Annotated in this window: 24 protein-coding genes; 7 read left to right on the top strand and 17 right to left on the bottom strand. The window is 37.8% G+C overall.

Annotation, left to right across the window (positions count from 1 at the left end):
- Positions 1–21: 21 nt before the first annotated feature.
- A complete protein-coding gene (locus ACZZZC_RS18365; RefSeq protein ID WP_056849511.1) occupies positions 22–840 on the bottom strand; it encodes a 2,3,4,5-tetrahydropyridine-2,6-dicarboxylate N-succinyltransferase in 819 nt (272 codons plus the stop codon).
- 187 nt (positions 841–1,027) lie between these two features.
- Here ACZZZC_RS18365 and ACZZZC_RS18360 point away from each other — a divergent pair, with 187 nt between their 5' ends.
- Positions 1,028–1,429 (top strand): RNA-binding S4 domain-containing protein, encoded by a 402-nt coding sequence (locus tag ACZZZC_RS18360; protein WP_463483505.1) that lies wholly within the window; start codon positions 1,028–1,030, stop codon positions 1,427–1,429.
- On the opposite strand, the gene ACZZZC_RS18355 is transcribed toward ACZZZC_RS18360, so the two are convergent.
- The 3 genes from ACZZZC_RS18355 to ACZZZC_RS18345 all read right to left on the bottom strand — a co-directional run bounded on the left by ACZZZC_RS18355 (position 1,426) and on the right by ACZZZC_RS18345 (position 3,582).
- On the bottom strand, positions 1,426–2,196 hold the full coding sequence (locus ACZZZC_RS18355; RefSeq protein ID WP_463483504.1) for an EcsC family protein: 771 nt from the start codon (positions 2,194–2,196) through the stop codon (positions 1,426–1,428). The genes ACZZZC_RS18360 and ACZZZC_RS18355 overlap by 4 nt on opposite strands.
- Before the next feature lie 244 nt (positions 2,197–2,440).
- On the bottom strand, positions 2,441–2,917 hold the full coding sequence (locus ACZZZC_RS18350; RefSeq protein ID WP_463483503.1) for a nucleoside deaminase: 477 nt from the start codon (positions 2,915–2,917) through the stop codon (positions 2,441–2,443).
- Between the two features lie 65 nt (positions 2,918–2,982).
- Positions 2,983–3,582, bottom strand: coding sequence for an OmpH/Skp family outer membrane protein (locus ACZZZC_RS18345; RefSeq protein WP_463483502.1), 600 nt, complete (start codon positions 3,580–3,582; stop codon positions 2,983–2,985).
- A gap of 950 nt (positions 3,583–4,532) precedes the next feature.
- Between ACZZZC_RS18345 and gyrB the strand changes: the two genes are divergently transcribed.
- Entirely contained in the window at positions 4,533–6,491 is a 1,959-nt protein-coding gene (gyrB, locus tag ACZZZC_RS18340; protein ID WP_463487845.1) for a DNA topoisomerase (ATP-hydrolyzing) subunit B, read from the top strand.
- 80 nt (positions 6,492–6,571) lie between these two features.
- Here gyrB and ACZZZC_RS18335 read toward each other — a convergent pair whose 3' ends face one another.
- Both ACZZZC_RS18335 and ACZZZC_RS18330 read right to left on the bottom strand, forming a co-directional pair.
- Positions 6,572–6,982, bottom strand: coding sequence for a hypothetical protein (locus ACZZZC_RS18335; RefSeq protein WP_463483501.1), 411 nt, complete (start codon positions 6,980–6,982; stop codon positions 6,572–6,574).
- Between the two features lie 54 nt (positions 6,983–7,036).
- Complete coding sequence (locus tag ACZZZC_RS18330; RefSeq protein ID WP_463483500.1) at positions 7,037–7,837, bottom strand: tRNA pseudouridine synthase A; 801 nt, start codon at positions 7,835–7,837, stop codon at positions 7,037–7,039.
- Positions 7,838–7,915: 78 nt separating this feature from the next.
- Here ACZZZC_RS18330 and ACZZZC_RS18325 point away from each other — a divergent pair, with 78 nt between their 5' ends.
- Entirely contained in the window at positions 7,916–8,290 is a 375-nt protein-coding gene (locus tag ACZZZC_RS18325; protein ID WP_463483499.1) for a YchJ family protein, read from the top strand.
- Between the two features lie 134 nt (positions 8,291–8,424).
- Here the strand turns inward: ACZZZC_RS18325 and ACZZZC_RS18320 are convergent, their stop codons facing one another.
- The 8 genes from ACZZZC_RS18320 to mnmC2 form a co-directional block, all read right to left on the bottom strand.
- Entirely contained in the window at positions 8,425–9,015 is a 591-nt protein-coding gene (locus tag ACZZZC_RS18320; RefSeq protein ID WP_463483498.1) for a hypothetical protein, read from the bottom strand.
- A gap of 37 nt (positions 9,016–9,052) precedes the next feature.
- On the bottom strand, positions 9,053–9,448 hold the full coding sequence (locus tag ACZZZC_RS18315; RefSeq protein WP_463483497.1) for a hypothetical protein: 396 nt from the start codon (positions 9,446–9,448) through the stop codon (positions 9,053–9,055).
- Between the two features lies 1 nt (position 9,449).
- The gene (gene mazG / locus ACZZZC_RS18310) at positions 9,450–10,256 is read right to left on the bottom strand and encodes a nucleoside triphosphate pyrophosphohydrolase (protein ID WP_463483496.1); all 807 of its coding nucleotides are present in this window, start codon (positions 10,254–10,256) and stop codon (positions 9,450–9,452) included.
- 10 nt (positions 10,257–10,266) lie between these two features.
- A complete protein-coding gene (locus ACZZZC_RS18305; RefSeq protein WP_463483495.1) occupies positions 10,267–10,716 on the bottom strand; it encodes a DoxX family protein in 450 nt (149 codons plus the stop codon).
- A gap of 35 nt (positions 10,717–10,751) precedes the next feature.
- The gene (locus tag ACZZZC_RS18300) at positions 10,752–11,048 is read right to left on the bottom strand and encodes a hypothetical protein (protein WP_265797966.1); all 297 of its coding nucleotides are present in this window, start codon (positions 11,046–11,048) and stop codon (positions 10,752–10,754) included.
- Between the two features lie 3 nt (positions 11,049–11,051).
- Complete coding sequence (locus ACZZZC_RS18295; RefSeq protein WP_463483494.1) at positions 11,052–12,161, bottom strand: AI-2E family transporter; 1,110 nt, start codon at positions 12,159–12,161, stop codon at positions 11,052–11,054.
- 81 nt (positions 12,162–12,242) lie between these two features.
- Positions 12,243–13,190, bottom strand: coding sequence for an aldo/keto reductase (locus ACZZZC_RS18290; protein ID WP_463483493.1), 948 nt, complete (start codon positions 13,188–13,190; stop codon positions 12,243–12,245).
- A gap of 119 nt (positions 13,191–13,309) precedes the next feature.
- A complete protein-coding gene (mnmC2, locus tag ACZZZC_RS18285) occupies positions 13,310–13,984 on the bottom strand; it encodes a tRNA (5-methylaminomethyl-2-thiouridine)(34)-methyltransferase MnmC2 (RefSeq protein WP_463487844.1) in 675 nt (224 codons plus the stop codon).
- A 113-nt stretch (positions 13,985–14,097) separates the two neighbouring features.
- Between mnmC2 and ACZZZC_RS18280 the strand changes: the two genes are divergently transcribed.
- Complete coding sequence (locus ACZZZC_RS18280) at positions 14,098–14,436, top strand: MmcQ/YjbR family DNA-binding protein (protein ID WP_463483491.1); 339 nt, start codon at positions 14,098–14,100, stop codon at positions 14,434–14,436.
- Positions 14,437–14,440: 4 nt separating this feature from the next.
- Here ACZZZC_RS18280 and ACZZZC_RS18275 read toward each other — a convergent pair whose 3' ends face one another.
- From ACZZZC_RS18275 to ACZZZC_RS18265, 3 genes are all read right to left on the bottom strand, one after another.
- On the bottom strand, positions 14,441–15,040 hold the full coding sequence (locus tag ACZZZC_RS18275) for a hypothetical protein (RefSeq protein WP_463483490.1): 600 nt from the start codon (positions 15,038–15,040) through the stop codon (positions 14,441–14,443).
- 66 nt (positions 15,041–15,106) lie between these two features.
- Positions 15,107–15,883: a DUF2625 family protein gene (locus ACZZZC_RS18270; RefSeq protein WP_463483489.1), complete on the bottom strand. Its 777-nt coding sequence runs from the start codon at positions 15,881–15,883 to the stop codon at positions 15,107–15,109.
- A 269-nt stretch (positions 15,884–16,152) separates the two neighbouring features.
- Positions 16,153–18,189 (bottom strand): M13 family metallopeptidase, encoded by a 2,037-nt coding sequence (locus tag ACZZZC_RS18265; protein WP_463483488.1) that lies wholly within the window; start codon positions 18,187–18,189, stop codon positions 16,153–16,155.
- Positions 18,190–18,762: 573 nt separating this feature from the next.
- Between ACZZZC_RS18265 and ACZZZC_RS18260 the strand changes: the two genes are divergently transcribed.
- The 3 genes from ACZZZC_RS18260 to ACZZZC_RS18250 all read left to right on the top strand — a co-directional run bounded on the left by ACZZZC_RS18260 (position 18,763) and on the right by ACZZZC_RS18250 (position 24,523).
- Positions 18,763–20,736: a heavy metal translocating P-type ATPase gene (locus tag ACZZZC_RS18260; RefSeq protein ID WP_463483487.1), complete on the top strand. Its 1,974-nt coding sequence runs from the start codon at positions 18,763–18,765 to the stop codon at positions 20,734–20,736.
- Positions 20,737–20,764: 28 nt separating this feature from the next.
- Positions 20,765–21,397, top strand: a complete 633-nt coding sequence (locus ACZZZC_RS18255) for a Uma2 family endonuclease (protein ID WP_463483486.1) — start codon at positions 20,765–20,767, stop codon at positions 21,395–21,397.
- 435 nt (positions 21,398–21,832) lie between these two features.
- Positions 21,833–24,523, top strand: coding sequence for a valine--tRNA ligase (locus tag ACZZZC_RS18250; protein ID WP_463487843.1), 2,691 nt, complete (start codon positions 21,833–21,835; stop codon positions 24,521–24,523).
- Positions 24,524–24,802 lie beyond the last annotated feature (279 nt).

Genomic DNA, 24,802 nt, shown 5'->3' with positions numbered 1-24,802 from the left:
CTTTCAACTCTTAACTAATTACTATACTGCTACATTATTTTCTCTCAACGCATCGTTAAGTGAAGTCTTTTTATCTGTGCTTTCTTTACGTTTACCGATAATTAAAGCGCATGGAACTTGATAATCTCCTGATGGGAATTTTTTAGTATAGCTACCTGGAATTACAACTGAACGAGCTGGAACAATACCTTTATATTCGATAGGCGTTGGGCCAGTTACATCGATGATTTTAGTTGATGCAGTTAAAACCACGTTTGCACCAAGGACTGCTTCTCTTTCTACTTTTACACCTTCCACTACAATGGCTCTTGAACCTAAAAACGCATCATCCTCAATAATTACTGGAGCAGCCTGTACTGGTTCTAAAACACCCCCAATACCCACGCCACCGCTTAAGTGAACCCGTTTTCCGATTTGTGCACATGAACCGACAGTAGCCCAGGTATCGACCATTGTACCTTCATCAACATATGCACCAATATTTACATAAGATGGCATCATGATTACGCCCTTAGCCAAAAACGAACCGTAACGAGCACTTGCCATTGGCACTACACGAACTCCAGTTGCTTTGTAATCGGTTTTTAAGTCCATTTTATCGTGGTAAACAAATGGTCCGCTTTTTATTTCCTTCATCTCGCGAATTGGGAAATATAAAATTACCGCTTTCTTTACCCATTCATTAATGCCCCAAGAGTTCAAAACTGGTTCAGCAACGCGAATTTCACCCTTATCTAATCCTAAAATTACGGTTTCAATAGCTTCGCAATAGTTGCTGTACTTTAAAAGAGTTCTGTCTTCCCAAGCGGCTTCAATTAATTTCTTTAAATCTGAATACATGATGTTTTTAAATTTTACGCAAAATAACTCAATTTTTTTGGTTTTTTAGATTTTTAGGTGTTTGGTTTTTTTTGATTAGGTTGGTGGTTTCGTTTTTAGTTTAGGTTGTTTAACTTTGGTTTTTATAAGTCAGACACTTGAATTTTAGGATATGCACCTCGTAAACAACACCAATTAACAAAGCATCATGGCGGAAACGGAAAAACTTAGGATAGATAAATACTTGTGGGCGATTAGGTTGTTTAAAACTCGAAGCCTGGCTACTGAAGCTTGTAAAGCTGGCCGTGTGAAATTAAAAGGGCAAAATATAAAGCCTTCAGCTATCGTGAAGATTGGCGATGTTTATCAGGTATCAAAAGGAATAGAGAAGAAAGTGATTGAAGTTGTTGATTTTTCTTATAACAGAACAGATTCACCAACTGCCTTAACTAAATACAAAGATCTAACACCGCTAGAGGAAACCCATGCTTTTAAATCAGCATTTCACTCGCCTAACTTAAAGCGAGATCGGGGAACTGGCCGACCAACTAAAAAAGATCGGAGAGAGACTGACGACTTAATTAGTGGTTTGTTTGAAGATGAAGATTAACTAATTCTCAAATCTCGATTGTCGGTTTCTTCGGTACTTATTGTTGCATACTGCATGCTGAAAAAGCGCATTCTATAGCTCATCATTGCAGTTTTTCCCAACTTATCGATCAATTTGTAATTTGCAACCGCACCCACTGCAGCACCAACAAAGGGTAGCATTTGAGCCAGCTTAGCCAGGTCAATATAATCTCGGTACTGTTGCTGAAAGGTGAGCCAGTCAAATTCATCGATATTTGTTGGAAGTTGATGTGCTTTATTATCCCAATCTTGCATTTTAACAAAAATATTCTGGCTCTCTTCTTTGCTGGAAAATGCCAGTTGAAAAATGTGAAGGATAAATAAACGTTCGCGATAATCTTTGACATCGTAACCATAAACGGCAGCGATATCGAAAAGCATTTTCATTTTAATGCCCAGCAATAGAGGAAAATCAGCCAAGCTCATCAAGAATCCTCCAGCTCCCGTAATTCCACCTTCCGCTGCGCCTGTTTTCTTATAGCTTTCAATTTTTTGTTTGATTAATGCTTCTCGATGCATCAATGTTAAATCTGTTAATGGTTTTGAAGTGGTAAATGTAGAACCAAAAAGTACGGCTTTAACCATTTGTTTTATCGCTATGGTTATGGCATTGTGAACTTTATCAGGAATATAACTGTTAATTTTTTTTTGAACAGAATTAGTCACCTTATTAAAAAGTGATGGCTTTTGTAAAATTTTAAATTTCCAGAAATCAACTTCACTCGTTATTTTTTGTTCGTAATTCATATTGCATTTATTGCAAAAATTGTTCCTTAAATTTTTAATTCTTGATTGATGTTTTAAGTTCAACTTTAAGTCTATTTATCTAGGAAATCATTACAGGGCCTTAAGACAAGGAGATTTGGATGTATTTGTGGATGCTAAACACTGCAAGATTTGACGTGTTAAGTGCTTACATGATAGAAGAAATTCAAACTAAAATTTATTATCGGCGGCGAAACCAGGTTCAGCTTTTTGCTGAACCTGGTTTTTAATAATCTATTCTCATTGCTGAATCGCCCCAGAGTTTAAATGCTTGCATCGCTTCATCTCGCATCATTTGTACCACAGGTAACGACCGTTTATCCATTGGCTTTTCCAGTTCTTCGTAAATAAATTTATCGCTGAAGCCAATATTTTCTGCGTCAACCTTAGTGTTTGCAAAGTAAATTGTTTCAATCCGCGACCAATAAATGGCTCCTAAACACATCGGGCAAGGTTCGCAACTCGTATAAATTACACAACCACTTAAATCGAAAGTGTTTAATTTCTGGCAGGCTAAACGAATGGCCGAAACTTCCGCATGTGCTGTTGAATCATTGGTAGAAGTAACCTTATTGGCCGAGCCAGCAACAAACTTTCCATCCTTCACAATCACTGCCCCAAATGGTCCGCCAATACTTTCTGTAACATTTTGTATTGATAGCGCAATCGCCATGCGCATAAATTCTTTGTGATCGTTTTCCATGATAAATATTTAAGCAAAAAAAATGCCCCGATGAATCGGGGCATTTTTATATATCTATTTAAAATTTATTTCTTGCTGTATTGGGCGTTTAAGCCTTTAATCACTTCCGAAGTCACATCTAAAGTTTCATCAGCAAATAAAATTGCGCTATTACCTTTAGAGTAGGTTAAAACCATTTTATAGCCTTTTTCTTTTGCATAACCTTTTAAATAGTCAGCAACTTTATCATAAAGTTTTTCGTTTTCGGCTGCTTGCTCATTTTGTAAAGCTGCACCAGCATTTTGTTGGTAAGCTTGTAATTCTTGTTGTTTACGACCTAAACGTTCTTCAGTCGATTTGCGTTGATCAGCAGATAAAGTTTGAGCAGATTGTTGGTATTGAGCCAATTCTCTTTGAAAGGCCTGACCTTTAGCCTGCATATCAGCCTGAGCATTTTTGGTTTTACCTTCAAATTTTACTTTCAAATCTTTGAAGTATTCGTATTTAGTTAATAAAGAATCAGAGTTAACGTAAACAATTTTTTCGCTCGGCGCTACTGCTGCTGTGGTGCTATCTGTTTTCTTAGTTTCAGTTGTTTTAGCGTCTTTGTTTTGACATGCAGAAAATGCTGTAATTAAAGCAGCAGTCGCAAATAAACCAAAGGTTTTAAAGGTTCTTCTTTCCATTATTGTTTAATAAATTTCAGCAAAGATAAAAATGATAATTAAGTATGCAATAAATAGTTTCTGCCCATAAACTTTTCAATTATAATCGTTTATAGGTTGATTTAACGAAGTTTAGTTGTCAATTATTATTTGAAAAGCAAATGTGGTGTTCTGTTTTAAAGCTTGTCCCGCCAGCCGCTTTACTTCTCCCGATAAAAAAAATCGGGATTCGTGCTCGCTTTTGTCGGGTTTAGGTGGCACTGGTAGTGCTTAAATTTGTGGTTGCAGGGTTCAAGATTCACGAAACGTTTCAAAGGATATGAATTAAATTATTGTTTTTTTTTGCAGGAAACGTTCCTACGGAACGAAAGAATGCTTCGCTTGTTTTTTCCTGATCAAATGTTTTCTACCGATAAAACGTTTTCTACCAATAAAACGTTCCTACGGAACGACATCATTTGGTGTTTTTTTTTACCGTGAAAAATTCCTATGGAACGAAAAATGCCTTGCTTTCTTTTCTAGTATCTCAATTAAGGCTAATATCACTAGCTAAATGTGAGAAACAAACTAAGCCAAATTGAAATGTTGTTATATCAGCACTGCCGCTATTTACCACTTGCTTCGTCCCATCGGGACGTCTCCTCGGTAGAAAAAAATATAAAATTGGTATTTCGTTCCGTAGGAACGTCTCATGTTTTTGACGCGATCTATTCGGATTTCGTTATGAATAGTTGCAGATTTTAGCCACCTAAACCCGATGAAAATGGAAAGCGCTCAATTCTTCATTGAGCCTTGTAATGGACAGCGGGACTGACATCCATCGGAAGAGCTGGTTTTGCTTTCCAAATCCTCGTTTAAATGCCCGATAAGCCGTTTTATGGATAAGTTTTTAACGTCTTAAAACTTATCCACATATTAGTTTAATTGCCAAAATTTCCGTATTTTTGATACTTATAGTTTTTAATTAATATATGAGCGAAGAACAAGATTTAAAGTCAAATTATTCGGCAGATAATATACAGGTTTTAGAAGGTTTGGAAGCGGTGCGTAAGCGCCCTTCGATGTATATAGGTGATACTGGTGTAAAAGGTTTGCACCACTTGGTTTACGAAGTTGTAGATAACTCGATTGATGAGGCTTTGGCCGGTCATGCAGATACTATTGACGTTAGAATTTTAGAAGGAAATTCGATCAGAGTAGAAGATAATGGTCGTGGTATTCCGACTGGTATTAATACAAAAGAAAATAAATCGGCGCTTGAAATTGTAATGACGGTTTTACACGCTGGTGGTAAATTTGATAAAGATACTTACAAAGTTTCTGGTGGTTTACACGGTGTTGGGGTAAGTTGCGTAAATGCATTATCTACCGATTTGAAGGCAGAAGTGCATCGCGAAGGTAAAATTTGGATGCAGGAATATAAAATTGGTGTTCCGCAATATGATGTAAAAGAAGTTGGAACTACTGATAAACGTGGTACGATCGTAACTTTTAGTCCGGATGCTACTATTTTTACGCAAACTACTGAATATAAATATGATACTCTTGCCAGTCGTTTACGCGAATTGGCTTTCCTTAACAAAGGAATTAAATTAACACTTACTGATGAGCGTGAAACGTTGGAAGATGGTTCATTTTTGTCAGAAGTTTTTCAATCTGAAGGTGGTTTAAAAGAGTTCGTTACATTTTTAGATGGTACCCGTGCATCGTTTTTACCTGAACCAATTTATATTGACGGCATAAAAAATGGTGTTCCTGTTGAGTTGGCTTTCCAATACAACGACAGTTACTCGGAAAATGTTCACTCGTATGTAAATAACATTAACACACATGAAGGTGGCACGCACATTGCCGGTTTCCGTAGAGGTTTAACACGTACTTTAAAAAGTTATGCTGATAAATCAGGATTGTTGAAAAACCTGAAGATGGAAATCACCGGCGATGACTTTAGAGAAGGTTTAACTGCTGTAGTTTCTGTTAAGGTTCAAGAGCCTCAATTTGAAGGGCAGACCAAAACTAAGTTGGGTAACAGTGAGGTAATGGGTGCTGTGGATATCGCTGTTGGTGAGGCCTTAGGTGCTTATTTGGAAGAAAACCCAAAGGAAGCTAAAATGATCATCAACAAGGTTATTTTGGCTGCTACGGCACGTGCTGCGGCTCGTAAAGCTCGTGAAATGGTTCAGCGTAAGAGTGTGATGGGTGGTTCTGGCTTGCCAGGAAAACTAGCCGATTGCTCTGACAGTGATCCTGAAATATGTGAAATTTACCTGGTAGAGGGCGACTCGGCGGGTGGTACCGCTAAACAAGGTCGTGATAGAAACATTCAAGCTATTTTGCCTTTAAAGGGTAAGATTTTGAACGTAGAAAAGGCGATGGAGCACAAAATTTACGAAAACGACGAGATCAAAAATATGTTTACGGCTATAGGCGTAAGCATTGGTACGCCAGAAGATGATAAGGCTTTGAACATGACGAAACTTCGTTATCACAAAATCGTAATCATGACGGATGCTGATATTGACGGTTCGCACATTACAACGTTGATCCTGACTTTCTTTTATCGTTACATGAGGGCTTTAATTGAAGCAGGATACGTTTATATTGCATCACCACCTCTTTATCAGGTTAAAAAAGGTAAAGAATTTGAATACTGCTGGAATGACGTACAACGCGATGCTGCTGTACAACGTTTAAAAGGTGCTGGTAAAGAAGATAGTGTACACATTCAACGTTACAAAGGTTTGGGTGAGATGAATGCTGAGCAGCTTTGGGATACTACATTAAATCCTGCTACCCGTACTTTATTGCAAGCCACAATTGAAAGTGCAGCAGAATGCGACCATACTTTCTCTATGTTAATGGGCGATGAAGTTGCCCCACGTAGGGAGTTTATTGAGCGTAATGCAAAATATGCCAAAATTGACGCTTAGATAAGCTTTAAGCTGAATGCAAATAAAAAACCTTTAAGAGTTCTAAATCTTAAAGGTTTTTTTATAGACTTAAATCGAGATTACATTTTTGTTACTTGCAGCTTTACCGTTTTTGGAACAACCACTTTTTCAAAAGTATTGTATGGATTTACTTCAACAAGTTTAACAGTGTAATTTACGCTTGCAACACTGAAAGTTTGTTGATCTGATAAGCCGGCTTTGTTGCAATCTCCGCCAATGCACAGCGTTAAATCTTTGGTTTCGCCATTAACCTTTAACGAGAGCTGCGCCTCAGCCTTACCAGCGGTAATACAATCTGCATTAGGAGGACATCGGTTATCGGTGATGTTGGTTACTGTGACGTTCGCAGAATTAACCATCTGCGATTTGTTCAACGCAAATTCGATGCTTGAATTGGTTTCTAGGTTCTTTTTCTTGCAACCGAAACTAGTTAATAAAACTGAAAGGAGGATGTAGCTAAGCGTTTTCATGATTGTTGTTCTTGTTTTATTGGTAAAACGAAACTGACATTCAAAATGCTACAATTATACTGAAATCCATTCAGTTCCTAGTAACGGACTAATAAAATCAGTTCTAGGTTCTAGGTTTAGGTAGGGGTAGGTTACTTTTGATAAATATAACCCTGTAGGATGCGCTGGCAATGATAATTTTGATGCTTGCAGGGTGATCAGGTCATTTTCAAACTCATCGACACTCAGCTCATTTTTACCTACCATTAGAATTTTACCCATCGTAATGCGAATCATTTTGCCCAGAAAACGGTTGCTTGCAATGTGAAACCGGAAACGATCTCCTTTCGGATTTACAGATAAATCGGCTTCCATTACATTGCAAATGGTATGTTCATACTTATCTGGATGCGTACAAAAAGCCCGGTAATCTTTGTATTTTGGCAGAAGCTTTACCACAGCTTTCATTTTGTCAAAATTAAGATCGCTCACCTGGTAAAATGAACTTTGAGTACTCAGAAAAGGATCTTTGTAGGTGTGTACAAAATAATCGTACTTGCGTTGAACGGCATCAAAACGGGCATGTGGCTTGCCTTCCATTTTGATAATGTCGAACACAGCAATGTTATAGGGAAGCGCTTTATTTAATATGTAAAGCAGATCAAAATCAATCGCTTTTTCTATGTCTGCATGAAAAAAAAATTGGCTTGCATGAACATGTGCGTCCGTTCTTCCACAGCCATTAATAGCAATTGGCAACTTTAATATTTTAGAAAGGGTTTGCTCAATAACCTCTTGTACACTCTTAACGCCAGGCTGTTTCTGCCAACCGCTAAAGTACTGTCCTTGATATGCAATGTGAAAGAAATACCTCATTATTTTTCAGTGCAATTTTACGGAAATTTTAGCAGAGGAAATATTTAATCCTAAATTTGTTCGTTAATCGAAAGCTAAATGATGATTTGTCCCTGCGGAACGAAACTAGAATATGAAAATTGCTGCCAGCCATACCATTTAAAAGTCACCAATGCGCCAACCGCCGAGATGCTTATGCGTTCTCGATATTCGGCCTTTGTTATAGCAGATGCAGATTACCTTTTCGAAACCACGCACATCAGTAAACGTAAAGGAAATTCGAAAGATGCTTATCTAAAAAGTGCTGAAAATACCAAATGGCTTAAGCTAGAAATTATATCAGCAGCGTATGATAAAGTTGAATTCAAGGCCTATTATTTGAATAACAAATTTCAAACTGATGTGCTCCATGAAAAATCGAACTTCAAATTCGAAGAGGGTAAATGGTATTATGTTGATGGTGTTTTTTACTAAATCTGTCAGGTTTTAAGATTTCTCCACTTCTGTCGAAAATATGACATTGCTTTCTTTATCCCGTTCCTTAACTTCCTAATTTTCCAAATTGGAAGGTGAAAAATGGTATCATGTTAATGGATCATTTTGGCAGATTATGATTCAATACCCAATACCAAGAAAACTTTCCCTTTAGCATTCTTGTAAATTGAGATTTCTGACAGTACAAGATCCGCTATATCATGACCCCAGATCCCATATTTTCCGTCAGTCTGATTTCTATTAATCAGTTGCTTTCTTTTTTCGATGGGTATGGTCTTAACTTTTGCAGATGCTTCCTCTTCCTCATAAATTTTATGATATGTATCACTAACTATTTTAAGAAGCTGTTTTCTTGTAAAACCATTTTTGCTGAAAAAAGTATTTCGATATTCGTTGGTTAAAGGATAATCGATTAACAGGGTAACCTCCTCCTGCTCGATTATCTTCTTGTCTCCATCAATAAGCCTGGGAAGTTGCTGATCTATGCTGTCAATTCTTGCCCAAGGAGCCGTTCCATTCTCAAAATCCTTATTGTCTGTTTTAACTTCAAATGGAATGGATGCGATTAATTCGCCTAAATCAGCCGTTTGCTTATTCACAGCATCCTGTTCCCTTTTACTAATGTTTTCAATACTTTTCTGTTGTTTATTTACACAGCTAATAATTGATAGAAAAAACAGAATTAAAAAAAGATAATTTTTCATAGGAGCGTTTAGTTTTTAATTTACATTAAACTTTTGTTTAAACATCAATATCCAAAGTGATTTCGATTTTACCAGAATTGGTTCTGTAAACATCCAAGGCTACCAAATCAATTGCTGAAACATCTAATGTTTTTGCTTTGGCTAGGCTTAAAAACTGCTCTCTAATTTCTATCAGTAATAACTTCCGGGAGAAACCGATAGCTGAAAACAACTGAAAAGATGTTGGGCTTGTTAGCGGGTAATCGATAACAACAGTAATTTCATGTTCAGGTATCACTATTTCATCAGCATCTATCAGATTCAAGATTTCCTCATTTGCCTTGCTTATGTTAATCCACGGAATAACACCTCCATCAACAGTTTGCGTTGCAGTAACATTAAAAGTAATGATACCAATTAGATTTTTCGGTACTTCGTTTTCTCCTAAATTCATGCTACAATTTCTTTGCTTCGTTCCAATAAATATCCATTTCACTCAGCGTCATATCTGCCAGGGCTTTACCATTTTCCTTTGCCTTGGTTTCTAAGTATTGAAAACGTTTGATAAACTTTTTATTTGTTTTTTCCAAAGCATTTTCAGGGTTGATGTTGATAAATCGGGCATAATTGATCAATGAAAAAAGCACATCACCAAATTCTGATTCTGCCTTGTCTATATCTATTGCGGTTTGATCTGCAACATTAAATTCGGCTTTAAATTCCTGAAGTTCTTCTTCAACTTTTTCCCAAACCTGACTTTTGTCTTCCCAATCGAAACCAACTCCGCGGGCTTTTTCCTGAATTCTGGCAGCTTTTACCAAGGCGGGCAATGATGCTGGAACGCCAGCTAAAACCGATTTATTGCCTTCTTTTAGTTTGATTTGTTCCCAATTTCTTTTTACGTCTTCCTCGTTTTCTACTTCTACATCACCATAAATATGAGGATGACGATTAACCAGCTTATCGCAAACACCATTTAAAACATCAACAATATCGAAAGCGTCGGTTTCTGAAGCGATTCTTGCATAGAATACTAAATGCATCATTACATCGCCTAGTTCTTTTTTGATTTCCTCTAAATCGCCTTCCAGTATGGCATCACTTAACTCGTAAGTTTCTTCAATGGTAAGGTGGCGCAAGGTTTCCATCGTTTGTTTTTTATCCCACGGACATTGCGTACGTAAGGTATCTAAAACAGTTAGTAGGCGGTTAAAAGCGCCAGCGGGATTATTTGCGGTAACAGGAATAGGATTCTTCGGCATGGTATTTTTATTAGCGAATGCTAAAGTACCAAACCCAGGCGATTAAGAAAAACTGAAAAGGAATTCTAAACCATAAATATTTTACACCTGGCCCCGGTTGATATAAATTTTCATAGTTAATTTGATGTTTTGCAGCATAAATATTAGCTGGCAATATTGCCAATAAGAAAACGATCAGACCGACTCCGGAATAATAGCGGCTACTTTCAATACAAAGTCCAACGGCAAAAGCAATTTCCAATATTCCTGTAAAGATTACAATTTCTACTTTTTTTGGTATAAATAGCGGAATCATTGCAGCCATGGAAGTTTTAAATTTAAAGTGCCCAATTGCAGTAAATAGCAACATCACCGCCATCGCGATGTTTCCTGCGAAAATATCGCCTTTATCAAAGGCGGTATGGCCACCAAAGGCCATCAAAGCTATATAAACAACAAGAAGAATAAATAGAGGTTTCACTTTATACAGTTAATAATAAATGACACCTGGCAAAATTACTTGATTAAGTTGAAGGCGATTAAAATAGTGGCTACAGATAGCACGACCAAGCCCGTTAAAAAAACAAAATCGGCAACTTTTTCCAAGTTCTGACTTTCTTGTCTTTCCCTTCGCATTGATATGAATGATAATATGCAACTCGTCATAAAAAGCATCACTGCTACTACCGCAAATTCATCAATTATAGAATCATCTACCAGGTTTAATTTCTTTAGCGAAGTTAATACGATGAAGCAAATTCCTAATAAATTGGCTGATGTACTTAATATGTGAGGTGACCTATTTTCAGGCATTTGTTAATCTTTTTCTTCTAATTTAATCTTTTTCGTAATGCGATACACCCGCTTCTTTTTTTCCGGTTTATGTTCTTCACCCATTAAAATGCCCCAGGGTTTCAAGGTATCTACGCGGTCGAAAATAATTTTTAAAATAGCTAAGTATGGAATACATAAAAACATGCCTGATATTCCCCAGATCATCTCGCCGACTATAATGCCAATAAAGGCAAATAATGCGTTGATTTTTACTTTGGAACCTACTACAAGAGGCATCAGTATATTGCCATCAATAGCATGAACACCAATGTAAGCGATTAAAACAAGGAGTACTTTACCTGCGCCGGCAGTGGCAAAAGTAATTAAGCAACTTACCAGCAAAGCAAAGAAAATACCGAGGTAGGGTACAACATTGAAGATGCCGGCCACAAGGCCAAGTAAAACAGCGTATTTTACCCCCAGTAAACTTAGTACGGTGATCATCAAAACCGTTACGATTAACATTTGTAAAAATAAACCGATGATATATTTTTTGATGATGAACTGTATTTGGTTCACAATTTCGGTAACCTTTTCTTTGTGTTGTGCTGCAAAAACCGAGGTTAAAAAAGTGAAAAGTACGCGGCGGTAGTTGAGTATAAAGAAGGTGAAAAGTAGCGTAAAACCCATAAACAGCAAGGTTGATGATAATGTGGCCAGGGTAGTGGCTACAATGGTGGCACTGGTAGCGAGTGCTTTTTCAGTGCTATCATTTAAGTAAGCAAGCTGCTTTTCAGTATTTACATGGAAGGTAGTTGAAATCCATTTCTGTAACTCGTGATAAGAAACATTCGCTTTTTCTTTCAGCAGGGGCCAGTCTGCCCATAGTGAACTCAGTTGGTTGCCAAAAAAGTAAACTATTCCACCGATTACGGCAATCATTACAATAACGGAACAGATGGTAGAAAGGCTTCTCTTGAATCCAAATTTTCGCTCCACAAAGTTACTGACTGGCAAAAGTAGAATTGCCATCAGAAAAGAAAATAAAAGTGGCGCCAACAACGAATGCCCTAAAATAGCGATGTAGGTTAAACTTATTAAACAGAACAATACAAGGGCGAGCTTGGGTAGAAAAGTGAGTTTTTCTTTCATGGTTATATAAAAATCCTGTTTAATACAAAATGCCCGATTAATTGTTTCACTAATCGGGCATTTAAATATAAGAGAATATTTTTAATAGCTGCTCGCTTGATCTAAAAGAGAAATATCTTCTGGAGTGAGTTTTAGATTTGCTGCTTCCGTAAACGATTTCAGCTGACTTAAATCAGTAACACTTGCTATGGGGGCTGTAACTGAAGGCCTTTGCAGTAGCCATGCTAATGCTACCGATGCTTGCTCAACGCCATGCGTTTCTGCAACTTTATCTAGGGCATCTAAAATTTTAAAACCTCTTTCGGTTAGGAATTTTTTAACACCACCACCTCGCTGACTTTTTTTCAAGTCATCTTCGCTGCGATATTTTCCGGTTAAAAATCCACTTGCCAGGGAATAGTAAGTGATAACACCAAGCCCATGGTCGAGACAGATTTTTTCATGTGATTGCTCAAATTCTTCCCGATCAAAAAGGTTGTAGCCGGGCTGATAAACTTCGTAGCGTGGAATATTGTTGTTTGCAGAGAAGAGCAAAGATTCTTTTAAACGATCAGCCGAAAAATTCGAGGCACCGAGCCACCGTACTTTTCCTGCCTTAATTAGTGATTCATAGGCTCCCAATGTCTCATCAACAGGCGTAGTTTCATCGTCGAAATGTGAAAAATATAAATCGATATAGTCCGTTTGCAAACGCGAAAGCGAATGCTCTACAGCATTAATGATATAGTCTTTTTTAAGTGATTTTCCCTGACCCATGTCAGAGCCCACTTTGGTAGCAATTATAATTTCCTGGCGCTTGTTCGTCTTTTTTAGCCAGTTGCCAATTATCGTTTCTGATTCACCGCCTTTATTACGAGGAACCCATGTCGAATAAACATCAGCGGTATCAATAAAATTGAATCCACTTTCAACGAAGTGATCTAATATTTCAAATGATTTTTGCTCGTCTATTGTCCAGCCGAATACGTTCCCTCCAAATGCAATGGGCGCTATAATTAAGTCGGTTTTTCCTAAAGTTCTTTTTTCCATAATTCCATAATAATGATGATTAGTATAAGGTCAACAATTATGTACTAAAGTGGTTTTTTCAGCCAGTCGGATTTGTGTCAGAAAGGATAGGTGAGGACTGACGCTAAATATTTACCCTATTATTCATTTTCCATTCCTTTGGTGGCCCTAAGCATTTCCCTTTTTCCTGGTGCTCCAGGTAGCTTTTCGACAGAGAAACCACAAGCTTTCACGGCTCTTTTAAGTTTCCCGGTAATGGCATAGGTTACAAAAGTTCCGCCCGGTTTTAAAAAACTGCAAACATGGGCAATAATTTCATCACTCCACATTTCAGGCTGGTGTTGAACAGAGAAAGCATCGTAATAAATTACATCAAATTTCTGATCGGTAGTAAAAGTTGCAAGTTCGGTGTGCGCAATTTCTAAATCGCAGTGCGAAGATAAATGCTGCTTCGATTTTAAACTTTGCTCATAGTTGGTGATAAAATTTTCCCAGATATCTGGCGATACGAATGCAGCGTAACCTGTTGCGTTTAACATATCTATGGCAAGTGGAAATGCTTCAATGCTCACATAATCAACTTTGATTTGGTTTTGCTTACAATAATCGAAGCTCAAGAGAAAATTGAGCCCAGTTCCAAAGCCTACTTCCAAAATCGATATTTCAGTTTTTTCAGTCGCAGCATGTGCTAAGCCAGCATTGATGAAAACATGTTTACTTTCTTGCAAGGCGCCGTGTTTGCTATGATAATGTTCGCCTATCGTTTCGTTGTAAAGTGTATTAGAACCGTCGGCGGTTTGGGTAAGAATATTCATGACCAGGATAAAGGATTATAAGATTCTCATGATTAAGAGAAGAATTGTTACTTTCGTAATCAGGTACAAACATAGTGAAATTTGCATTTGTTCACCATCAAGACCAAAGAATAATGGATATCGAATCATTTAGAGAATACTGTTTAAGTTTACCAGGTACTACCGAAGGCATGAAATGGGATCATTTGTGTTTCATGATTGAGGAGAAGATTTATGTGATCGTCGCAATTGATTCCGGATCAAGTTTTTCCATTAAATGCAACCCTGACGATTTCGATGCCTTGACTGCGAGAGATGGAATTGCACAAGCCTATCACTTAGCAAAACGCCAATGGATTCAGGTTGCCAGTTTGGATGTGCTTAACGACAAGGAACTGAAAAGTCTTGTAGCACAGTCAAGAGCTTTGGTATTAGCCAAACTTCCGAAGAAAACACAGGCTAAATATGCTTGATATATTATCCAATCTCTATCTTGTAAATAACTGGTGGTTTATTTCTTTTTTTAATAAAAGCAAAAGTCGTTATAGCAGCTAAAAATAAGAATAGAATTATTAATCTTTTTGTGCCCAACTGTGCTAAAATAAAAATTATACCTAAAATTGAATGGCCGTTTAATACCTCAAAATTACTTCCGCCTTCTATCTTAAGAGCCATTGTAAAAGAGAAAATAAAAAATAACCAAACTACAGCCAGCGCAATAAGTGGTTTTTCAACAGCTTTTCGCGAAGACTCTTCATCAATAATTAAGGTTGTATTGGCAATGTTTTCCTTTAAATAATTGAAGATTTCTTCCTTAACTTTTTGATTTTTAATTAATAAATAGTCTGAACCTCCTCTACCTTCAAGATTTATTGAGGAACTTCCGACTTCGGTATTTATACTTTTTAAATAGCTTAATGGAATTCCTCTGAATTTTTTTGTTGGAATTTTACCACTATTTAAATCAAAAATGTAATTATCAACTTCAGAAGAGATCGGGTTTCCCTTATAAATCATTTTGTTTGCAAAAGCGATAATCGTATCATCACCTTTATCATTATTTACCCAAATTTTCATAATCTAATTTTGGGATGTATTAGGTTGGGATGTATTTGGAAAAAATAATTGATAAATATAATTTTTTTACTGTTTTGAATCGTCTTTTTTGATTCCCGCATCTGCGTTAAGTTCTTTTGATTTTAGGATGTTAAAACGATACATTTCCTCGATACCAACCAGCTTTCTACTGCATTTTTCTATGTCAGTATCCTTTTCCCACAAGTATGGTCGGAAACTGTAGGTTTTGGTTCCCTCCAGGTTTCCAATAAACTGGTTCCAGGTGCTCCAACGTAAGCCTTTGTAAAATTTATTTAAATCGCTATCGAAGCAAAAAATTAAAAATTCTCCATATCCGGCTCCAAGCGGTTGCCAGGTTAACGTATTCGGTTCGAGGTAATAAACATTTTTAATATCGGGACCCAAACCACCATAATTTATAGCGAAAAACCCGCCAATTGCATCGTCGGCAATTAATAGGTAGGGGATTTTATCACCATATTCTTTAATGGTTTTTTCTTTATTCCAGCTGGCAATATCTCTGTTTAAACGCCCACTTCCTGATCCTAAAATTCTAATCCAACCATTATCAACCATGATACCTCCGGTATTGTAAATTACAGATCCGAGGGTGGCATAGGTAGAAACCTGAGCGTTATATAAAGTCTGTTTCGCTTTAGCAGAATCTACAGGCAGAACCTCAACTTTGTTTTTTGCCGCATCAATCCACTTTTTAACCAATGGCCACGCAGGATCGGTTTTGTTGATTAGAGCATCCAGGCTGATCAAGTTATCCTGTGCAAAACTGATATTAGATGACAATGCTAAACCTAAAATAAAAAGTGCTTTAATAATGCTTCTCATGTATGATACTTATGTTATTCAAAGATAGGATGATATTTAATATTTACTAAACTAACCATATTTTTTGTTGATCAGCTTTCTTAAGTTATAGATGAATATAGTTTTAACTGCTACATGTTGCAGAAAACCCTGGTAAAACAAAACGTCCCGGATACCCGGGACGTTTGCATGATAGGTTTGATATTCCTCTTCGAGATGAAAAACTATAGGGATTTAAAGACTGATGTTGAGAGCTTTCGCATTCAATCTTTAAATCATCTGCTTCAGTGTTACCACATTCTAATTCTGTCTTCTGGTTTTTTGTACAATTTATCGCCAGGTTTTACGTCGAACGCTTGGTACCAGGCATCCATATTTACCGGAGCACCAATTGTACGGTACGGACCAGGTGAGTGTGGATCTGTTTTAATTAACTGAGCGGCACTTTCTGGAAGAATATTTCCTCTCCATACCTGTGCCCAAGCCAGGAAGAAACGTTGATCTGGTGTAAAACCATCAATTTTCTCATTGCTCTGCCCTTGTTTAGTCATTTTAAATGCAGTGTAAGCGGCGTTTAGTCCACCTAAATCTCCAATATTTTCGCCCATTGTTAGTTTACCGATTACATGAACAGTATCTAAAACAGTATAGGCATCAAATTGCTCACCTAAAGCTTTTGTTTTTTCTTCAAACTTTTTACGGTCTTCAGCAGTCCACCAGTTTTTTAAGTTACCTTTTGCGTCATACTGGCTGCCGCTATCATCAAATCCATGGCTCATTTCATGACCGATTACTGCGCCAATTCCACCATAATTTAAAGCATCATCTGCATTTGGATCGAAGAATGGAAATTGTAAAATCCCGGCAGGAAAGGTAATCGAATTCATTGTTGGGCTGTAAGAAGCATTCACTGTTGGCGGCGTCATCCCGAAACGAGTTCTATCTACCGGTTTGCCTAATCGGTTAACATTTTCATTGTAACCCCAAACGCTTGCATTGCGAAGATTTTGGAAATAAGTTCCTCTGTTAATGTTTAAACCTGTATAAGTTTCCCACTTAGTGGTATAGCCCACTTTAGGTTCGAACGCGGCAAGTTTCTCCAGCGCTTTTTTCTTAGTTTCATCGCTCATCCACTCTAAACCTTTAATTCTGATTTCGAACGCTTTGCGAAGGTTTACAATCATGGCATCCATACGGGCTTTAGCTTCTGGTTTAAAGTATTTAGCCACATATAACTGACCTAATAACTCGCCAATAGTGCCATCTGTTAGAGATGACATGCGTTGCCAACGCGGTGTTTGAACTTTCTGACCAGTTTGCGCCTGGGTAAAAGCAAAACTTGCTTTAACAAATGGAGAACTTAAACTTCCGGCAGAACTTTTTAAAACGTTCCATTCTAAGTAAGTTTTCCAGTCTGCAACAGGGATAGATTTTAACATCCCGTCAAGGCTGGTCATAAATTTAGGCGAAGAAACCAATAAAGTATCCTGACCTTTAATTTTAAACTTGGTTAAATAATTTGCCCAGTTAATGTCAGGCGTTTTTTTGTTCAATTCAGCAACAGTAAGTTTGTTGTAAGTTGCATAAGGATCACGCATCTCTAAGCGGCTCATTTGTGCCTCAGCAAACTGCTTTTCGATTTTAAATACCGTTTCTGCCTTTTTCTTGGCTTCTTCAGGTGTGCTTCCCGTTAAAGTAAACAGGGTGGTAATGTAAGTATTATAGGCTTCACGAATTTTTACGCTTCTTGAATCATCTTTCAGGTAATAATCACGATCAGGTAAAGTGGTTCCGCCCTGGCCAATGTTAACCATGTATTTGTTAACGTTTTTACGATCCTGACCCACACCAAGGCCAAACATTGGGCTGCCAATTCCACTTACACGCATGTAAGCCACCTGGTCAAGCACACCTTGAATATCCTTAATTTGTTTAATTTTTTCTAAATCGGGCTTAATAGGGGTGTAGCCTAATTTTTCTATGGCAACGGTATCCATCGCGGCAGCGAAAAAATCGCCCACTCTACGTTTCACCGAACCTGCAGGCGCAGATTTGTCTGCGGCAGCTTCTTCTACTAAGGATTTTACGGCATTAATATTGAAATCGCGAAGCTCGTTGAATGATCCCCAGCGGGTTTCTTTTGCCGGAACAGGATTGTTTTTTATCCAGGCACCACTTGCGTAAGTGTAGAAATCATCGCCTGGTTTTACGGATAAATCCATATTTGCCGGGTCGATAAATTTTCTGGTGGTTTGTGCATTTGCAGAAAAGGCAGCAGCAACTATAGCTAGCCCTGCAAAATAACTTTTCAATTTTTGGTATTTCATTCGCTTTTAAAGTTAGTTTTAACAGCGAAATTTATGAAATACTAATTAATACTGAAACAATATACCAAGAATATTACTTGTTAAACCAATAGTAAATTTTGGCTAAGCCCAAACGTCTAATAAATTCAGCTGGCGAAAAATGGAATTTTAAGGATTTCATGATTTTTGAATCTTATTACAGTATTAACATTTTTTAACATCTTTTATTGTGTACTTCAGAAAATTTTAGCTATTAAGAATGATTTAGAATAAAGTTTAAATTTGAAAGATTACCTATTATTTAAACAAGATTCGGAAATGGGCGTTTAGTCTCTTATCCAACCATACAGTCCCGCCGTACGCTTTACCTTTTTTGTGATTGCCGTAAGAAGCATTGAAGTAATGCAACAAAAAAGGGTATCGCTCTCGTCGGGTTTAGCTAACTTTAAATTGTGCATCTATTTTAGCTACCTAAACCCGATAAAGTGGAAAACCCGGAACCCGATTTTTCATCGGGTGAGGATTTGAAACGGTAGCGGGAACACAGAAACCGAAGAGGAACTGATGTTGCTTTTCACAAAGAAAAAGAAATAAATGAGTCATCCACACGATAAAGAAGATAAGTGTTGCAGTAGCAAAGCACACCAAGATCAGCACCAGCATAAGCACGCAGAGGGTGATGAGCACGATCATGATCACGGCGGCGATCCGTCATCTTTTAAAGCATATTTGCCCGCAACAGTAACGTTATTCATGTTACTTATTGGTATTGTGTTCGATAATTTTTTAAAGATCGATGCATTTAAAATCATTCGTCCGTATTGGTATATTGTAGCTTACTTACCTGTAGGCATTCCGGTTTTAAAAGAGGTTTGGGAAACTTTTAAAGCCAAAGATTTTTTTACCGAATTTTCTTTAATGTCTATCGCAACCATTGGCGCTTTCGCTATTGGCGAATACCCTGAGGGCGTTACGGTCATGTTATTTTACACCATCGGCGAGCTTTTTCAAATGGCTGCGGTAAACCGGGCGAAGAGAAATATTTCTGCCTTGCTCGATGTTCGGGCTGATGTAGCCAGCGTGTTGCGGAACGGGAAATACGAAACCGTAAATCCGGAAACAGTAGCCATTGGGGAGACTATTCAAGTTAAAGCCGGTGAAAAAATCGCTTTAGATGGCGAAATGTTATCAGAAAAAAGCAGTTTCAATACCGCTGCTTTAACAGGTGAAAGTAAGCCAAAAACCATTAATAAAGGTGAAAAGGTATTAGCGGGAATGCTGAATTTGGATAGAGTTATTGAAATTAAAGTAACCAAAGCTTTTGCAGATAGTGCGCTTTCGCGGATTTTAGAGATGGTACAAAATGCCACAACCCGTAAGGCAAAAACAGAATTGTTTATCCGTAAATTTGCTAAAATATATACGCCAATCGTATTCTTTTTAGCTTTGGCTCTGGTTACTATCCCGATTTTAATTTTGGGTAGAGATTATCATTTTCAAACCTGGCTATACCGCTCACTCGTGTTCCTGGTTATTTCTTGTCCTTGTGCTTTGGTTATTTCTATCCCCCTTGGTTATTTCGGTGGAATTGGTGCCGCCTCTGCTCATGGAATTTTGTTTAAAGGCTCCAACTTTTTAGATCTGATTGCCAAACTAAACACAGTTGTAATGGACAAAACCGGAACACTTACCAAAGGTGTGTTCAACGTTCAGCAGATAGAGAGTTTAATTGATAAAGAGGAATTTATAACATTATTAGCTGCTGTTGAAGGGAAATCTACACACCCTATTGCAAAAGCCATTGTAGAATATGCCGCGAAAAAAGATATTCATTCTGCCGAAAATATCGAAGAAATTGCTGGAATGGGTTTAAAAGGGGTTGTTGACGGCAAAGAAGTTCTGGCCGGAAACGTTAAACTTCTGGAGAAATTTAAAATTGGTTTCGACACAAAAATAAATAATATAGAAGAAAGTATTGTGGTAATGGCCGTAGATGGAAAATATGCGGGCTACGTTTTAATTGCCGATGAAATTAAAGAGGATGCAGTATTGGCCATTAAACAATTGCATGAAAATGGCGTAAAACAGGTTGTCATGTTAAGTGGAGACAAAACATCGATTGTAAAAAAGGTGGCTGGTGTTTTAGGTATTGATTCTTATTTCGGCGATTTACTGCCGGAAGATAAGGTTGCTAAACTCGAAGAAATTAAAAAAGATAAAACTAAAGTTGTAGCTTTTGTCGGCGATGGCATAAATGATACGCCTGTTTTAGCGATCAGTGATATTGGTATGGCGATGGGTGCTATGGGTAGCGATGCGGCGATAGAAACAGCAGATGTGGTAATTCAGACTGATCAGCCGTCGAAAATTGCAACTGCAATCAAAATTGGTAAAGCAACTAGGAAAGTAGTCATTCAAAATATAGTTTTGGCCTTCGCAGTAAAGGCATTGGTCTTAATTTTGGGTGCAGGTGGCGTGGCAACGATGTGGGAAGCAGTTTTTGCAGATGTTGGAGTAGCATTATTGGCTATCTTGAACGCCGTCAGGATTCAAAAGATGCGGTTTTAATTTACTACAGAATTGAGTATATTTGGTTATGTCTGAGCCAATTCCATATCCTGAAATACACGATGAACCTGTTCGTCAATTCAATGATATTGATGCATCGTTAACTTATAGCTATGCAAATTACTTAAGCTGGCTTTTTGAAGAGAGAGTAGAGCTGATTAAAGGAAAAATCTTTAAGATGAGTCCTGCGGCTTCACGCATACATCAGGAAATATCTAGAAACATTTTCATAAAAATTGGGAACTTTTTGGAAGGCCAGCCTTGCAAAGTTTATGCTGCTCCTTTTGACGTTCGCTTCCCGAAGGAAAGTAAAGCTGATAAGGATGTTTTTACCGTGCTCCAGCCTGATATTTGTGTAATTTGCGATAAAAGTAAATTGGATTATCGCGGTTGCATTGGCGCTCCTGATATTGTTGTTGAAATTCTATCTCCGGGGAATAACAAAAAGGAATTGCTAAATAAATATCAGGTTTATGAAGAGTTTGGTGTGAAAGAATATTGGGTGGTTAGCCAAAGTGATCAAAGCATTCTTATTTATACTCTTAACGATATTGGTAAATTTCAGCCTTCAAAAATATTTACCCTGAGCGAAAAAATTACTTCCTCTGTTTTGCCTGGCTTCGAGCTTCTTTTGGATGATGTTTTTGCAGATTTGGATTAGGGTTTTAATTTTCCGTTGGTTGAAACCAACGGCAATGAACTTAGAGAGTTACAAGAAGATTTCTAATTTTTTCCGTTGGTTGAAACCAACGGCAATGAAATGAAAACCCGATAATTTATTCGCATTTCATTGTAGGCTGCTTTAGCTGCCTGATCTTTTAAATTTCGTTGGTTGGCTTCAGCCAAAATGTGGTATTTGCATTGGCCGAACGATCAAAAGTGTAGCAGACAGAATTTTCTAAACCGGATTGTAGTGTAAATACTTTTTGATGCAGGCCTTAAACAAGCTTAGACTGACTTTCGCAAAAAGATTGCAACGAAAAGCAGGACTGACTTTGTAATGAAATGCAGACCTGGCTTTTCAAATGAATTCTACTTTAAGTTTTGCCCCTAAAAACGTATTTTTGCCACTCAACTTGATACTGAATAATTTTTCATGAGCATTTCCACGAAGTACAATCCTGCAGAAACAGAAGATAAATGGTATAGCTATTGGCTATCGAAAAAGTTTTTTCATTCCGAGCCTGATGAGCGTGAACCTTACACTATTGTAATTCCACCGCCAAATGTTACCGGGGTGCTGCATATGGGGCACATGTTAAATAATACCATTCAAGATGTGTTGATTCGTAAAGCCCGTATGCAAGGCAAAAATGCTTGCTGGGTTCCGGGAACTGACCATGCATCTATCGCAACCGAAGCAAAGGTTGTAGCGATGTTAAAGGAGCAGGGCATCAATAAAAAAGACCTATCCCGTGAGGAATTTATGAAATACGCTTGGGAGTGGAAAGAGAAATACGGCGGGATTATTTTAGAACAATTAAAGAAATTAGGCGCAAGCTGCGATTGGGACCGTACGCGTTTCACGATGGAAGAGGACCTTTCTGAAGCCGTGATCGATTCCTTTATTCACTTGTATAAAAAGGGCTGGATTTATCGCGGTATCCGGATGGTAAATTGGGATCCAGCGGGTAAAACGGCTGTTTCTGATGAGGAAGTAATCCGTAAGGAAGTAAACCAAAAACTATATTATATTCGCTATACTATCGTTGGTGAACAGACTGCTGAATCCGGAGACGAGACTTCTGAATATCTTGTTGTTGCAACTACGCGTCCGGAAACGATAATGGCTGATGCCGCAATTTGTATCAACCCGAATGACGAACGGTTTACTCACCTAAAAGGTAAAAAGGTTTTTGTGCCACTAGTGAACCATGAAATTCCGGTTATCGAAGATGAATATGTTGATATTGAGTTTGGTACAGGTTGTTTAAAGGTTACACCAGCACATGATTTGAACGATTATGAGCTAGGTGTGAAACACAACTTGCCCGTAACCGATATCTTGAATGATGATGGAACCTTGAATGAACTGGCAGTTATTTTAGTGGGTGAGGACAGGTTTGTTGCCCGTAAAAAAATTGCCAAAATGCTGGAAGAGGCGGGTCACCTGGATAAAGTTGAAGACTATAAATCGCAGGTTGGTTTTTCTGAGCGTACAGATGCTGCGATTGAACCAAAACTTTCTATGCAGTGGTTTGTAAAGATGAAAGAAATGGCTCAGCCGGCTTTGGAAGACGTTTTAAACGGTGAGGTAAACCTGATTCCGAATAAATTCGAAAATACTTATCGCCACTGGATGGAGAACGTTCGTGATTGGAATATTTCCCGTCAGCTTTGGTGGGGGCAACGTATTCCGGCCTGGTATGATGATAAAGGAAACTGGGTAGTTGCTAAAACGAAAGACGAAGCTTTAGAAGAATTCTGGAAGAAAAAACATTTAGACGAAAATTATTCAGAAACTGAAAAAGCTGGATTTAAGGATCAGCTTGAGCCATTTTTAAGGCAAGATGAGGACGTAATGGATACCTGGTTCTCTTCTTGGTTGTGGCCAATTTCGGTTTTCGATGGATTTAAAAATCCTGATAATAAAGATATCAATTACTATTATCCAACCAATGATTTGGTTACGGCACCTGAAATTTTATTCTTCTGGGTGGCACGGATGATCATGGCCGGACATGAGTTTATGGGTAAGAAACCATTTACGAACGTTTATCTAACGGGGATTGTGCGTGATAAGTTAGGTCGTAAGATGTCTAAATCTTTAGGTAACTCGCCAGACCCGATAGGATTAATTGAAAAGTATGGAGCCGATGCGGTGCGTGTGGGCATGTTAATGTCTTCTCCAGCAGGAAATGATTTAATGTTCGATGAAAGTTACTGCGAACAGGGACGAAATTTCGTATCGAAAATATGGAATGCTTTCCGTTTAGTTAAAGGTTGGGAAGTTGATGAAAGCTTAGAGAGTCCAAATTCACAGGCCATTTCATGGTTCGAAAATCGTTTCAACGAAGCGCTTGTAGAAATTGAGGCGAACTTTAAACAATACCGTTTATCAGAAGCATTAATGATCACTTACAAGCTGGTTTGGGATGATTTCTGTGCCTGGTATTTAGAAATGGTTAAACCTGCCTATCAACAGCCAATTGATGCTGAAAGTTATCAAGCAACCATCTCGTTTTTTGAGAATATCATTAAGTTATTGCACCCTAATATGCCTTTCTTAACGGAAGAATTATGGCATGATGATTTATTTGCTGAACGGGGAGAGATGGATTGCTGTATCGTTGCCGAATATCCGAAAGGTGGCTCAATAGACGAAAGTTTATTGAAAGACGCGGAGGTGATTAAAACTGTAATTGCCGAAATTAGAAATGTTCGTAATCAAAAACAGATTTCTCCGAAAGAAGCTTTGCCTTTAAGTTTAAAAGTGAATTCTGAGATTGACTATAAGAAATGGTTGAATGTGATATTCAAATTAGCAAACGTTTCTGAAGCTGAAATGGTGGATGATAAGATTGCAGGTGCAACAGCTTTTATGGCTGGTAAAGATGAATTTTTTATTCCCTTAACAGAAAACATTGATGTTGATGCAGAACGCACCCGTTTAAATGCTGATTTGGTTTATTTACAGGGTTTCTTAAAATCGGTTGATGCCAAACTGAGCAACGAACGTTTCGTTCAAAATGCCAAACCAGAAATTATTGCAAACGAGCGCAATAAAAAGGCAGATGCAGAAGCAAAGATCAAGATTATTGAGGAAAGCCTGTCAATGCTTGGCTAGCGTTTTATAACTACCTCACCCTATTAATGGTTGTGGTTTGGCAATTGTTTTGCTCTCCCTCTCCTTGAAGAGAGGGATTTGCGGATTGTGCCTTTTCAACATAGGTTCAAACTGCGAACTTTCGTTTCCCTCTCTTCAAGGAGAGGGATGCACTGCATATACAATAACTTCTTCCTTTCATAGGGTGAGGTTTTTAAGAAAATAATTTTTTAGAGAACTTTTAAGCCTTAATAACCTTACCCTATCAATGTTTGTGCTTTGGCAATTGTTCTGCTCTCC

Source organism: Pedobacter sp. AC212 (genome assembly GCF_979258625.1).
Note: the sequence above shows the minus strand (reverse complement) of the source record. Positions and strands in the feature narration are given on the sequence as shown.

Excerpts from the sequence above, each read along its gene's own strand:
- ACZZZC_RS18365 (WP_056849511.1), bottom strand. The coding sequence starts at position 840 with ATGTATTCAGATTTAAAGAAATTAATTGAAGCCGCTTGGGAAGACAGA.
- ACZZZC_RS18360 (WP_463483505.1), top strand. The coding sequence starts at position 1,028 with ATGGCGGAAACGGAAAAACTTAGGATAGATAAATACTTGTGGGCGATT.
- ACZZZC_RS18355 (WP_463483504.1), bottom strand. The coding sequence starts at position 2,196 with ATGAATTACGAACAAAAAATAACGAGTGAAGTTGATTTCTGGAAATTT.
- ACZZZC_RS18350 (WP_463483503.1), bottom strand. The coding sequence starts at position 2,917 with ATGGAAAACGATCACAAAGAATTTATGCGCATGGCGATTGCGCTATCA.
- ACZZZC_RS18345 (WP_463483502.1), bottom strand. The coding sequence starts at position 3,582 with ATGGAAAGAAGAACCTTTAAAACCTTTGGTTTATTTGCGACTGCTGCT.
- gyrB (WP_463487845.1), top strand. The coding sequence starts at position 4,533 with ATGAGCGAAGAACAAGATTTAAAGTCAAATTATTCGGCAGATAATATA.
- ACZZZC_RS18335 (WP_463483501.1), bottom strand. The coding sequence starts at position 6,982 with ATGAAAACGCTTAGCTACATCCTCCTTTCAGTTTTATTAACTAGTTTC.
- ACZZZC_RS18330 (WP_463483500.1), bottom strand. The coding sequence starts at position 7,837 with ATGAGGTATTTCTTTCACATTGCATATCAAGGACAGTACTTTAGCGGT.
- ACZZZC_RS18325 (WP_463483499.1), top strand. The coding sequence starts at position 7,916 with ATGATGATTTGTCCCTGCGGAACGAAACTAGAATATGAAAATTGCTGC.
- ACZZZC_RS18320 (WP_463483498.1), bottom strand. The coding sequence starts at position 9,015 with ATGAAAAATTATCTTTTTTTAATTCTGTTTTTTCTATCAATTATTAGC.
- ACZZZC_RS18315 (WP_463483497.1), bottom strand. The coding sequence starts at position 9,448 with ATGAATTTAGGAGAAAACGAAGTACCGAAAAATCTAATTGGTATCATT.
- mazG (WP_463483496.1), bottom strand. The coding sequence starts at position 10,256 with ATGCCGAAGAATCCTATTCCTGTTACCGCAAATAATCCCGCTGGCGCT.
- ACZZZC_RS18300 (WP_265797966.1), bottom strand. The coding sequence starts at position 11,048 with ATGCCTGAAAATAGGTCACCTCACATATTAAGTACATCAGCCAATTTA.
- ACZZZC_RS18295 (WP_463483494.1), bottom strand. The coding sequence starts at position 12,161 with ATGAAAGAAAAACTCACTTTTCTACCCAAGCTCGCCCTTGTATTGTTC.
- ACZZZC_RS18290 (WP_463483493.1), bottom strand. The coding sequence starts at position 13,190 with ATGGAAAAAAGAACTTTAGGAAAAACCGACTTAATTATAGCGCCCATT.
- mnmC2 (WP_463487844.1), bottom strand. The coding sequence starts at position 13,984 with ATGAATATTCTTACCCAAACCGCCGACGGTTCTAATACACTTTACAAC.
- ACZZZC_RS18280 (WP_463483491.1), top strand. The coding sequence starts at position 14,098 with ATGGATATCGAATCATTTAGAGAATACTGTTTAAGTTTACCAGGTACT.
- ACZZZC_RS18275 (WP_463483490.1), bottom strand. The coding sequence starts at position 15,040 with ATGAAAATTTGGGTAAATAATGATAAAGGTGATGATACGATTATCGCT.
- ACZZZC_RS18270 (WP_463483489.1), bottom strand. The coding sequence starts at position 15,883 with ATGAGAAGCATTATTAAAGCACTTTTTATTTTAGGTTTAGCATTGTCA.
- ACZZZC_RS18265 (WP_463483488.1), bottom strand. The coding sequence starts at position 18,189 with ATGAAATACCAAAAATTGAAAAGTTATTTTGCAGGGCTAGCTATAGTT.
- ACZZZC_RS18260 (WP_463483487.1), top strand. The coding sequence starts at position 18,763 with ATGAGTCATCCACACGATAAAGAAGATAAGTGTTGCAGTAGCAAAGCA.
- ACZZZC_RS18255 (WP_463483486.1), top strand. The coding sequence starts at position 20,765 with ATGTCTGAGCCAATTCCATATCCTGAAATACACGATGAACCTGTTCGT.
- ACZZZC_RS18250 (WP_463487843.1), top strand. The coding sequence starts at position 21,833 with ATGAGCATTTCCACGAAGTACAATCCTGCAGAAACAGAAGATAAATGG.